Annotated in this window: 9 protein-coding genes; 4 read left to right on the plus strand and 5 right to left on the minus strand. The window is 68.8% G+C overall.

Annotated features, from left to right (window positions below; all coding sequences use genetic code 11):
• Positions 1-274: 274 nt before the first annotated feature.
• Both E6A26_RS17785 and E6A26_RS14885 read right to left on the minus strand, forming a co-directional pair.
• Positions 275-868 (minus strand): TetR family transcriptional regulator, encoded by a 594-nt coding sequence (locus tag E6A26_RS17785; protein WP_211129176.1) that lies wholly within the window; start codon positions 866-868, stop codon positions 275-277.
• 66 nt (positions 869-934) lie between these two features.
• Positions 935-3007 (minus strand): MDR family MFS transporter, encoded by a 2073-nt coding sequence (locus E6A26_RS14885; protein ID WP_136611992.1) that lies wholly within the window; start codon positions 3005-3007, stop codon positions 935-937.
• A gap of 295 nt (positions 3008-3302) precedes the next feature.
• On the opposite strand from E6A26_RS14885, the gene E6A26_RS14890 reads away from it, so the two are divergent.
• Complete coding sequence (locus E6A26_RS14890) at positions 3303-3641, plus strand: YnfA family protein (RefSeq protein ID WP_136611993.1); 339 nt, start codon at positions 3303-3305, stop codon at positions 3639-3641.
• Between the two features lie 212 nt (positions 3642-3853).
• Here the strand turns inward: E6A26_RS14890 and E6A26_RS14895 are convergent, their stop codons facing one another.
• The 3 genes from E6A26_RS14895 to E6A26_RS14905 form a co-directional block, all read right to left on the minus strand.
• On the minus strand, positions 3854-5902 hold the full coding sequence (locus E6A26_RS14895; protein WP_136611994.1) for a sugar phosphate isomerase/epimerase and 4-hydroxyphenylpyruvate domain-containing protein: 2049 nt from the start codon (positions 5900-5902) through the stop codon (positions 3854-3856).
• Positions 5902-6828 carry a shikimate dehydrogenase gene (locus E6A26_RS14900; protein ID WP_136611995.1) on the minus strand — a complete coding sequence of 309 codons (927 nt, stop codon included), beginning with the start codon at positions 6826-6828 and terminating at the stop codon, positions 5902-5904. Before E6A26_RS14900 ends, E6A26_RS14895 begins: the two co-directional genes overlap by 1 nt.
• An 85-nt stretch (positions 6829-6913) precedes the next feature.
• The gene (locus tag E6A26_RS14905) at positions 6914-7708 is read right to left on the minus strand and encodes an IclR family transcriptional regulator (RefSeq protein ID WP_234865547.1); all 795 of its coding nucleotides are present in this window, start codon (positions 7706-7708) and stop codon (positions 6914-6916) included.
• A 161-nt stretch (positions 7709-7869) separates the two neighbouring features.
• On the opposite strand from E6A26_RS14905, the gene E6A26_RS14910 reads away from it, so the two are divergent.
• The 3 genes from E6A26_RS14910 (at position 7870) to E6A26_RS14920 (ending at position 11530) form a co-directional block, all read left to right on the plus strand.
• Entirely contained in the window at positions 7870-8973 is a 1104-nt protein-coding gene (locus tag E6A26_RS14910; RefSeq protein ID WP_136611996.1) for a Gfo/Idh/MocA family protein, read from the plus strand.
• 23 nt (positions 8974-8996) lie between these two features.
• Positions 8997-10349: an MFS transporter gene (locus E6A26_RS14915; RefSeq protein ID WP_136611997.1), complete on the plus strand. Its 1353-nt coding sequence runs from the start codon at positions 8997-8999 to the stop codon at positions 10347-10349.
• 122 nt (positions 10350-10471) lie between these two features.
• Complete coding sequence (locus tag E6A26_RS14920; RefSeq protein ID WP_234865548.1) at positions 10472-11530, plus strand: adenosine deaminase; 1059 nt, start codon at positions 10472-10474, stop codon at positions 11528-11530.
• The last annotated feature ends 40 nt before the right edge of the window (positions 11531-11570 follow it).

Here is an 11570-nt window from a genome sequence, read left to right on the forward strand (position 1 = left end):
ATCCGCTTCCCGATCCCGGCCTGGATCATCAGCCGATCCTCAGCGGTCAGCTCCCTACGCTCCATGCGACTCCTCAGCTCATGCCCCGAAATCATCGCAAGCGTTGCTTCGAAGTCCTGAGCTCAAGCGGATTCCGAAGGGGCGCGGAGCTGGCGCGGGGCGCGGAGCCGCGGCGGCGGGCGACGGCGACGGACGACGGCGGGTGGGTGCCTGTCCGTTCAAGCCGGAGGTTGGTTCAACCGTCAGCCCAGGCGGCCGGCCGTCGGCAGTCCGGTCACTCCGCCGCCACGGCGCAGAGTCGCGAGACCGTGACCCGCAGGTCCTCGAGCGCGGGGCGCCCCGGGCGCGTCGTGTAGACGCTGTCGGCGTGGAGGAAGAGTGCCGCGAACACGAGGGCGACGGCGAGGCGCGCCTGGATCGGCGCGGTCCGCTGTTCGGCAAGGTAGATGACGCGCTCGCGCACCCCGGACGTCCATTGGTGCAGCGCGGCGAGCAGGTCGGGTTCGAGCCGCATGAGTTCGCGGAGGCGCGGGAGATTCTCGTCGGGGCCGCCCGAAACGTTGGCCACGAGCTCGCAGAGATCGTCGACGAGGGGCCCGCTGCTCTGCAGGAAGCGCTGCTCGTGCTCGATCGCGAGGAGCGTCGCGGGGAGGCCGAGCGTCGCCGCCGCCTTCGACGGGAAGTAGTTGAAGAACGTGCGCTCGGAGATGGTCGCCCTCGAGCAGATGTCAGCGATGGTGACGTGGGCCAGACCGCGTTCGACGACGAGTTCGTACGCCGCGTCGTGGATCGCGTGGCGGGTCTGAAGCTTCTTGCGCTCTCGCAGCGAGCAGTTCTTGTCGGCGAGAGGTGTGGGGGTGGTGCTCACGGTGGTTCCTGTCATGCAGGTCGCGAGGGTGGGGTGCCCGCCAGGCGGCGAGCACCCCACGCGACGCTACGGCCGGTGGACTCGAATCGGCCCGGTGGCCGGTGCCGTCGGCGCCCCCGCGTCCGTGGCGGCTGCCACCGCGTAGGCCTCGAGGTCGTCGGCGGTGCCGAGCTTGTCCGCCTGCTCCTGGAGCGCGGAGCTCTGGCGGAGCGGCGGGGTCTTGAAGAACCAGCTGAGCACGAACGCGAGGGCGATCACGCCGAGGCCCACCCAGTAGATGCTCACGGCCGAGGAGTTGAAGCCGGTCATGAACGGGCGCGTGAGGCGGGCGTCAGCACCCTTGAGGTACGAGGTGTCCGACGTGCTCGACGACGAGGAGGACGAGTTCGACGACGTGGCGTTCTTGAGCTGGTCGATCATGGTGGGCACCACCTTGTCGACGATCGCGGAACGCTGCGACTGGTTCGAGTAGTCGATCGCGAGGCGGCCGTCGACCACCGAGGCTCCGGCCTGCTGCGCGGCAGCGGCGAGCGCCTTCTGCTCGGCGGCGGGCTTGGCTGCGGCCGACTGCTGGTCGATCACCGAGGGCGCGGCCGACGCCGGGATGGCACCGGCGGCGACCTGCTGCTGGACGGCGGCGGTCACCTGCTGCGTCACGGCCTGGTCGGCTGCCTGCTTTGCTGCGGTCGTGCCCTTGTCGAGGCCCGACTGGATCTGGGCCTTGATCGGGGTGACGATCGGGTTCCAGATCTGCTGCATGATGCCCGCGTTGGCCTGATCGGTCGCGACAGACGGGGTGAGGGCCGCGTCGAGCGCGCTCGTGAGATCGCCCTTGTTCTGCATCGCGGTGGTGATGTTCGTGGGCATGAGCGCGAACAGGACCGAGAGCAGCACCGCGGTGCCGAGCGTTCCACCGATCTGGCGGAAGAACGTCGCGGAGCTCGTCGCGACGCCCATGTCCTGCGGCGTGACCGAGTTCTGTGAGGCGAGCGTGAGCGACTGCATGAGCTGGCCGAGTCCGAGACCGATGAGGAACATCGCGATCATGAGGAACCAGAGCGGCTTGTCGATGGTCATGAACGTGAGCACGAGGTAGCCGAAGCCTGTCACGAGCGTGCCCGTGATCGGGAAGATCCGGTACTTGCCTGTGCGGGCCACGATCTGGCCGGACACGATCGAGGCGATCATGAGGCCGCCGACCATGGGCAGGGTCGCGAAGCCGGACTCGGTCGGGCTCAGGCCGGTCACGAGCTGGAGGTACAGCGGCAGCGTGAGCATGGCGCCGAACATCGCGAAGCCGACCAGGAAGCCGAGCACCGTGGCCATCGAGAAGGTGGAATTGTGGAAGAGGCGGATCGGGATGATCGCATCGTCCTTCATGGCCGTCTCGATGATGATGAAGGCGATCAGGCCAATCGCGCCGATGGCGTAGCACGCGATCGAGCCGGCCGAGGCCCAGCCCCATTCCCGGCCCTGCTCGGCCACGAGGAGGAGCGGAACGAGCGTCACGATGACGGACGTGGCGCCCCACCAGTCGATACGGGAGGTGGTGCGGTCATGGAACTTGGGGAGGTGCAGGAACGCGAGCACCATGCCGAGCGCGATGAGGCCGATCGGGACGTTGACCAAGAACACCCAGCGCCAGCCGGAGATGAAGAGGATCTGGCTCGCCCCCGAGAAGAGCCCGCCAATGAGCGGGCCGACCACCGACGACACCGCGAAGACGGCGAGGAAGTAGCCCTGGTACTTGGCGCGCTCGCGCGGGGCGAGGATGTCGCCCATGATCGCGAGCGGGAGGGACATGAGCGCGCCGGCGCCGATGCCCTGGAACGCGCGGAACCCGGCGAGCATGAGCATCGAGGTCGAGAACGAGGACATCATCGAGCCGACGATGAAGACGCCGAGACCGAAGATGTACAGCGGGCGGCGCCCGAAGATGTCGGAGAGCTTGCCGTAGATCGGCGTCGCGATCGTCGAAGTGATGAGGTACGCCGTGGTGACCCAGGCCTGCTGGTCGAGTCCGTGGAGGTCGTCGCCGATAGTACGGATCGCGGTACCGACGATGGTCTGGTCAAGGGAGGAGAGGAACATCCCCGCCATGAGGCCGTAGATGACCAAGAGGATCTGCCGGTGGGTCATCACCGGGCTGGACGGAGCGGCGCTCCGCGCGTCGCGCGCCGTAGAACCGGCCGCAGGATGGGACATGAGAAGGAATCCGAATCTCTCAGAGGGGGCAAACTCGATGAGGCCCTGTTCGGTTGCCTAAGTTTGCAGACTCTGCAAGTTTACACATCCTGCAAGATGGCAGACAACGCCGAATCCCGAAGTGGCTCGTCTGATGGTGTGATGTTCGTCTCCCGAGGACTACTCCGGGCGCGCGCTCGCCAATACGCCGCTGAGGCCGGTTCCCCCGATGCGCTGGGATCATGGGGCCGTGAACATTCTCAAGTCTTCCGCGCTGTTTGTCCTCGCGGCGGCCGCCGAAATCGGCGGAGCCTGGCTCGTCTGGCAGTCGGTGCGAGAAGGGAAGCCCTGGTGGTGGGCCGGACTTGGGATCGCCGCCCTTGGCGCCTATGGCTTTGTCGCGACGTTCCAGCCAGACGCGCATTTCGGCCGAGTGCTGGCCGCATACGGTGGGGTCTTCGTGGCGGGCTCCCTCTTCTGGGGAGTCGTCGTGGACGGATTCCGCCCGGACCGCTGGGATGTCGCGGGTGCCGTCATCTGCTTGCTCGGCGTCGCCGTGATCATGTTCGCCCCGCGCGCCTCCGCCTGACCGGGGTCTGGCAAGACTGCCCCAAAATCAGAAGAGATTCACCAGATTCACCTAGATTCACCGGAGAGCCCGTGATCGAGGCGCCCCTCTCCACCGGGAATTATCTGTACCCGAAACGCCTCCCCCGCGGATTATCTGTACCCGAAACGCCTCCCCACCGGATTATCTGTACCCGAAACGCCTCCCCACCGGATTATCTGTACCCGAAACGTCTAGGGCTGGGCCGAGTGCTGCACCGCGTGACGGATGGGGGCGTTGGCCGCGCCGAAGCCGTCGTAGCCGTCGATCCGCTGGACCACTTCGAAGAACACGTTCCCCACGGTGGCCGTGTAGAAGTGCAGGAACTCGCCGTCGGCGTCGCGGTCGTACAGGAGGTCGAGCTCGCGGAGCGTCGCGAGGAACTCGGGATTGAGCCCGTACCGCGCGTCGAGATCCTCGTAGTAGTTCTCCGGGATCGCGAGGAAGGTCAGGTTCCGCGCGCGGCACGCCCGCGCCGTCGCCACGAGATCCGGGACGACGATCGCGATGTGTTCCTTGAACGTGTCCCGCACCGTACCCCGCACGCTGTCCGCCTGCACCCACGGCGCAAGATTGAGTGCGAGCCGCACGGCCCGGTCCCCCGCGGCAAGCTCGGTCTGCATGACCTGCGAGCGCACAAGTCCGGCCGGGCTCGACACATCCTGCGAGGGCTGCGGGCTCAACGCGAGCACCGACGAATAGAACAGCACGGCCTCGTCATAGTGCTGCCAGGGCTGCGCCAGATTGATGTGGTCGATCCGCGCGACCGACAGCGACGTCGGCGTCGTCGGCATCGGCGTTGTCGGCATCGGCGTCGGGATTGCGGAGCCGGCGTCAAGCGAAGCGGCGCGCGGAGCCGGGTCGGGTGCGCCGCCCGAAGGCGACCCGCCACCGGGCGGACCGGACTCGCCGAACTCCTCCATCCACAGCGTGTCCTGGCACAGGAAGACCTCGGTGCCGTCGGGCGCCTGGACGGCCTGCAGCACCTCCTCGTTCGCCTGCGACGTGCGCGGCACCGGCACCGCCTTGAGCTGCAGGGCCCGGGCGACGGCGGACACCGAGTTCTCGACGTCGAACCCGAGCGCGGAGATCCCGGGCTCCACGCCGCGGGCCTGCTGCCGGTTGAGCACGATTCGCGCGTCGCCGAGCGTCCACAGGCTCACGGGCTTGGTCCGGTGCTCGCCGCGCGGCTCGAAGCCGAGCTGGCCGAGCAGCCGCTCGAGCTCGGCGGTCGCCGCTCCCCCGTCCGCCGACTTGACCTCTGCAAAGTTGAGGCCCGACGGCGGCGCAACCTGCGGGAGCGTCGTGAGCGGCATCGGGTAGGCGCGCGACGCCGCGGCGAGCTGCGCGGGTGTCAAAGGCACCGTGGCGGCCGCGCCGTCGGCCGTCTCACCCAGCCCCGCGGCCCGGGCCGCGTCCGACACCGCGAGATGCTTCGCCGTGCGTTCCTCGAGCCAGATGAGCGAGCGCATGGCGTCGACCGCGTTGCGCTCCACGTCGGACTGCCGGAACGTGTCGTTGAAGACCTCGAGCGAGACCGGCCCGTTGTAGCCCGTGCGTGCTACATGGCCGAGGAACTTGGGCAGGTCGAACTGTCCCTCCCCAGGGAAGACGCGGTAGTGGCGGCTCCAGCTGAGCACGTCGAGGGAGAGCTTGGGCGCGTCGGCCACCTGGACGAAGAAGATCTTCTCGCCGGGGATTCCCTCGATCGGCGCGGTGTCCCAGCCGCGCGAGAGGATGTGGAAGGTGTCGAGGCACGTCCCGAGACTGGGGTGGTCGGCGTCCGCCACGATGCGCCACGCGTGCTCGAAGTCGTTGACGTACGTGCCCCACGCGAGCGCCTCGTAGGCGACCTTGACGCCGCGGTCGGCGGCGAGCTCGGCGAGGCCGTGGAGCTGCTCGGCGCGCAGCGCGTCGTCGTCGATGCTCGCAGTGGCGACGTTGCTGCAGACCAGGATCGTGTCGATTCCGAGCCGTGCCATGAGCTTGAACTTCGCGTCGGCGCGGCGCAGGTTGGCGCGGTAGAGCTCGTCCGGCACGGAGTCGAAGTCGCGGAACGGCTGGTACAGGTCGAGGCCCAGCCCGAGGTCGTCGGCGAGGCGGCGCACGTGCTCCGGGCTCAGCGACGATGTGACGAGGTCGGTCTCGAAGATCTCTACGCCGCCGAACCCCGCCTTCGCGGCGGCTCGCAGCTTCTCCTCGAGGGTGCCGGACAGGCAGACCGTCGCGATCCCGGTGCGCATCAGCGGCCTCCCGCGGCGCCCGCGAGCGTTGACGCCGAGCCCGGTTCCGACGCAGCCTCGCGCTCGATGAGCTCGAGGAAGTGCGCGCGCATCCGTTCGGCGTCCGGCTCGATGCCGGTGAAGATGCGGAAGGCGTCGACGGCTTGGCCCACGGCCATGCGCCCGCCGTCGAGCACGCGGCACCCGGCCGCCCGGGCGTCCCGCACGAGCTGCGTCTCGATGGGCCGGTACACGATGTCCGCAACCCATTGCCGTGGGTCGAGCAGCGAGGTGTCGAACGGGGTGCCGGGGTGCGCGGCCATCCCCACCGGGGTGCAATGGACGACGCCGTCCGCCGCCTCGAGCAGGGAGGCGAGCTCCGCCGTCGTGCGCCCGTCGATGACGGACTGCGGAAAAAGGGATGCGAGTTCGGCGGCGCGGTCGGCCGCGCGCGCGTGGTCGACGTCGACGATGCTGAGGTGCTCCACGCCGGCCGTGAGCAGGGCATAGGCGACGGCGGAGCCCGCGCCTCCCGCTCCGAGCTGCACCACACGGCCCAGCGCCGCGTCGGGCAGGCCCGCGCGGAAGGCGTTGAGGAAGCCCGACCAGTCCGTGTTGTGCCCCACGGTCGTGCCGTCGGGGCGAATGACGACCGTGTTGACGGCACCCAGGCGAGCGGCGTCGTCGTCGATCTCGTCGAGGTGCCCGATCACGAGCTGCTTGCACGGGTGCGTGATGTTGAGCCCGTTGAAGCCGAGGTTCCGCGCGGCGCGGACCAGCTCGCCGACGCTGGCCGCGGGCAGGCCCAGCGTCGTGAGGTCGATGGGCCGGTAGAGGTAGAGGAGGCCGTGCTCGGCGCCCTCGCGCTCATGCATGGCAGGGGTCAGGGAGGGGGTGACGCCGTCGCCGATCAGTCCGATCAGATACGACTCGTGGGTGAGGCTCAACGCGGTTCCTTCGGGGTGGCTCTTGTGGCGGCGGGGTGGGTGCGGTGGTGCTGTGGGGACGGCGCGCTCGTGCGGAGGGCCTGCGTCAGTGCCGCGGGAGGCGGGCGGCGAGCTCCTCGGCGGTCTCCTGGAGGGCCGGAACCTGGGCGACGAGCTCGTCGGCCGTCATGCGGACCGTGGGCGCGGAGCACGCGATCGCGGCAATGGCGCGACCGTCCTCGTCGAGGACGGGCACCGCGACGGCGCGCATGCCCACCTCGTTCTCCTCGTCCATGAGGGAGTAGCCCTGCGTGCGGATGCGCTCGATCTCGGCGCGAAACTCGTCGCGGTCCGTGATCGACTTCGGCGCGACGGGCACGAGCTCGAGCGTCTCGACGAGGCGCTCGCGCTCCTCCGGCTCCGCGAACGCGACGAGCGCCTTCCCGACCGCCGAGCAGTGCAGGTGGCCGCGGTAGCCGGGATCGCTCGTGACGCGGAACGCCCTGGGGCCGTCGACCTTCGCAACCGTGAGGAAGCGGTCCTCGTCCTGGACGGCGAGGATGCTCGCCTCCTGGGTCTTCTCGGTGAGGCGGGTGAGCACCGGGGTGGCCGTGCCCGCATACCCGAGGCTGTTCGAGACGTAGAGGCCGAGCTGGAAGACCCGCAGCCCAAGGCTGTACTTCTTCCCTTCGGCCTCGAAGTCCACGAACCCCGCGCGCTGGAGCGACTGCAGGAGCCGGTACGCGGTGCTGAACGGGAGCTCCGCGCGGCGCGAGAGATCGGCCGCCGTTGTGGCACCCGGGGTGTCGCCGAGCATGACGAGCAGGCTCAGGGCCTTGCCGACCATGTCAGTCTTCGCGGGCTTCTCGGCCGGGATCTCATCCGAGGTGATTGAGGTCATAGCTCGATGGTGCCACAGTTCCCACAATGCGGCAACGCTCACCAGATTGTGGAAATAGCGCTTGACTTGTGAGCCAAGGCACAGGATTATCGTTTGTATCGCGAAAGTAACTTCCACGATGCGGTTATAAATCGCAATCCGCACGAACCCCAGCAGGAGCAATGACCACACGACGCTGTGTACGGATCGCCGTTGCCGGCTCCGGTCTGATCGGGCAGGAGCACGTCCGCCGCATCGCCGAGAACCCGGAGACGGAGCTCAGTGCGATCGTCGACCCAGCACCTGCGGCCCGCGACGTCGCCGATCGGCACGGCGTTCCCCTCTTCGGGAGCGTTGCCGAGCTCTTCGCCGCCCAGCGGCCGGACGGCGTGATCCTCGCGAGCCCGAACCGCTTCCACGTGCCCGGCGGACTCGAGTGCATCGCGGCCGGCGTGCCCGTGCTGGTCGAGAAGCCCATCGCCGAAACGGCCGACGACGGCGAGCGGCTCGTCGCTGCTGCCGAGGCCGCAGGCATTCCCCTCCTCGTGGGGCACCACCGTCGCCACAGCCCCCTCCTCGCTGAGGCGCGCCGGATCATCGGCGAGGGCGGGCTGGGAGCGGTCGTCGCCGTCGTCGGCACAGCCCTCTTCCGCAAGCCGGACGACTACTTCGACGCCGGGCCGTGGCGCAAGCAGCCGGGCGGCGGCCCGATCCTCATCAACCTCATCCACGAGGCCGACGGCCTCCGGGCGCTGTGCGGCGAGATCGTGAGGGTGCAGGCCACGGCCTCGAACACCGCGCGCGGCTTCGAGGTCGAGGACACCGTGGCGATGACGCTCACGTTCGCCAACGGAGCGCTCGGCACGTTCATGCTCTCCGATGCCGCGGCGGCCGTCGCCTCGTGGGAACAGACCTCGCGGGAGAACCCCGCGTACTCGAACGCCGACGATCAGGACTGCTACCTCATCGCCGGAACGCGCGGCTCCCTCGGCATCCCGACGATGCGCCTCCGGACCTACGCGGGCAGCGCCTCCTGGTGGGAGCCCTTCGAGAGCCGCGTCGCCGCCGTCGCACGCCATGATCCGCTCGCGGCCCAGCTCGCGCATTTCGCCGCCGTCGTCCGCGGCGAGGCCGAGCCGCTCGTCACGGGAAGGGACGGACTCCAATCCCTTCGCGTCGTCCAGGCAGTCCTCGAGGCCGCCCGGACTGGCGGCGTCGTTGACGTTGCCCCATCTGTTCAGCCCGTCCCACCCGCCCGAACCCCCGCTGCATCGACGCAGAACTGACCACAGAAACTAAGGAATCCCCCATGACGACAGCATCCGCTGCACCGCAGAAGACCCCGGTCCGCGCCGCGCTCGCGAGCTGGGTCGGCAGTGCGCTCGAGTACTACGACTTCTTCATCTACGGCACCGCCGCCGCCCTCGTCTTCAACAAGATCTTCTTCCCGAACGCGGCGCCCGGCGTGGACATCCTGCTCTCGATGGCGACGTTCGGCGTCGGCTACGTGGCCCGGCCCATCGGCGCGTTCTTCATGGGCCACTGGGGCGACAAGTTCGGCCGGAAGAATGTCCTCATCGGGACCGTCCTGCTGATGGGAATCTCGACGTTCCTCGTGGGCTGCCTGCCCACCTACGCGCAGATCGGCGTGTGGGCCCCCGTGCTCCTCGTCGCGCTCCGCCTCCTGCAGGGCTTCTCCGCCTCCGGCGAGCAGTCGGGCGGCACGTCGATGTCGCTTGAGCACTCCCCCGAGAACCGTCGCGGCTTCTTCACGAGCTTCACGCTCGCGGGCACGCAGTTCGGCCAGGTCCTCGCGGCCGCCGTCTTCATCCCGGTCTCCGCACTCCCGAACGACCAGCTGCTCACGTGGGGCTGGCGCGTCCCGTTCTGGATCTCCGCCCTCGTGGTCATCGCGGGCCTCATCATCCGCGCCCGCCTCACCGAGACGCCCGTGTTCAAGGAGGAGGCCGCGTCCAACGAGGTCGCCAAGACGCCGCTCGCGATCCTGTTCCGGCACCACTGGAAGGCCGTGATCCGTGTGGCCCTGTGCGCACTCGTTTCGACCGTCTCCACGATCTACGGGGTGTACGCCCTCGCCTTCGCGACGAGCACGGTCCACCTCGACAAGGGCATCATGCTCTGGGTCGGCGTCACGACGAACCTGCTCTCCCTCGTGACGATCCCGCTGTGGGCGCTCCTCGCGGACAGGATCGGCCGCAAGCCCGTGTTCATCATCGGCGTCCTCGGCTCGGGCGCGGCCATGTTCCTCTACATGCCGGCGATCGTGAGCGGCAACTACGCGGCGATCTTCGGCGTCGCGATCCTCATGTCCGGCATCCTCTACATGGCTGAGAACGGGATATTCCCGGCGTTCTTCTCCGAGATGTTCCCCACGAAGGTCCGCCTTTCCGGCATGGCGATCGGCACGCAGGTCGGCTTCGCGATCGCGGGCTTCGCCCCCACGATCACCGCCGCGATCGCCGGCAAGGGCGCCGACGGCTGGGTTCCCGTGGCCTGGTTCACGATCATCGCGTGCCTCATCGCGGCTGGCGCCGCACTCACGGCGAAGGAGACCGCGCACAAGACGCTCGCGCAGATCGACGACGAGGCGGAGGCCCTGCACGCGGCATCGGCAGCGCCGAAGGTTGCCGCGGCCCGGTAGCCCGCCGGCCGCACCCGACCGCGCCCCGGCCGTGGGAAGCTGGTAGCTCTCGGGCTGCCCACGCCGGGGCCGCAGTGGCCCGCCATGGCGATGGGGAGCGGCACATCACGGAAGGCGGACCCTTGGCACCCTCGGCAGATCACGCGAACCCCGGACTGAGCGCCGAGCGCCTGGCCCGGATTCGGAGCCTCCCGACCGCCGAGCTGCACCTGCACATCGAGGGCACGCTCGAACCGGACATGGTGTTCGAATTGGCCGAGCGGAACGGCGTCTCGGTGCCGTTCGAGTCTCTCGAGGACCTCAGCAGCCGCTACCGGTTCCACGACCTCCAGTCGTTCTTGAACTTGTACTACGAATGCATGTCCGTGCTGAGGACGCGGGACGACTTCCGCGCCCTGGGCGAGCGATACCTTCAGCGAGCGCACGAGCAGGGCGTCCGCCACGTGGAGATCTTCTTCGATGCCCAGGCGCACACGGTCCGCGGCGTCGAGGCCGAGGATGTCCTCGACGGCCTGCTCGACGCGCTCCGTGCCGCGGAGCAGAAGGGCATCACGGGAGGGCTCATCCTGTCGTTCCTCCGTGATCGGCCCGTGCAGGAGGCGATGGACACGCTCGAGTCCCTCGCCCACCGCACCGATGACCTGCTCGCGGTGGGCCTCGACTCCGCCGAGGTCGGGTATCCGCCCGAGCTGTTCGTGCCCGTCTTTGCCCGCGCGAAGGAGCTCGGCCTGCACAGGGTGTCCCACGCCGGCGAGGAGGGACCGCCGTCGTACGTCTGGGACGCGCTCGACCTCCTCGGGGCCGAAAGGATCGACCACGGCGTGCGCGCCCTCGAAGACCCAGAGCTCATCGACCGCCTGCGGCGCGAGCGCGTCCCGCTCACGGTGTGCCCGTTCTCCAACGTGCGGCTCGCGGTGGTCTCGGATCTCGCGCAGCACCCGATCGCGGAGCTCCTCGACCAGGGAATCCTCGCAACCGTCAACTCGGACGATCCCGCGTACTTCGGCGGCCATCTCGGCGACAATCTGGCGGGGCTCGTCGAGGCCTTCGGGCTTCACGACGAGACGCTCGAGCGCCTGGCCCGCAACTCGGTCGAGGCATCCTTCGCGAGCGAGCGGCGTAAGGCGGAGCTCAACGCGCTCATCGATCACTGGGTAGAGAGTGTTGCAGCAACCCGTTGACTTGTTGCAGAAACGATGTCACTCTGGTTCAGTCGCTGTG

It is taken from the genome of Sinomonas albida, assembly GCF_004919045.1.
Classification (GTDB): domain Bacteria; phylum Actinomycetota; class Actinomycetes; order Actinomycetales; family Micrococcaceae; genus Sinomonas; species Sinomonas albida.

Coding starts and splice junctions, on each gene's coding strand:
- E6A26_RS14905 (WP_234865547.1), bottom strand. CDS start 7,708: ATGACCTCAATCACCTCGGATGAGATCCCGGCCGAGAAGCCCGCGAAG.
- E6A26_RS14915 (WP_136611997.1), top strand. CDS start 8,997: ATGACGACAGCATCCGCTGCACCGCAGAAGACCCCGGTCCGCGCCGCG.
- E6A26_RS14885 (WP_136611992.1), bottom strand. CDS start 3,007: ATGACCCACCGGCAGATCCTCTTGGTCATCTACGGCCTCATGGCGGGG.
- E6A26_RS14895 (WP_136611994.1), bottom strand. CDS start 5,902: ATGCGCACCGGGATCGCGACGGTCTGCCTGTCCGGCACCCTCGAGGAG.
- E6A26_RS14910 (WP_136611996.1), top strand. CDS start 7,870: ATGACCACACGACGCTGTGTACGGATCGCCGTTGCCGGCTCCGGTCTG.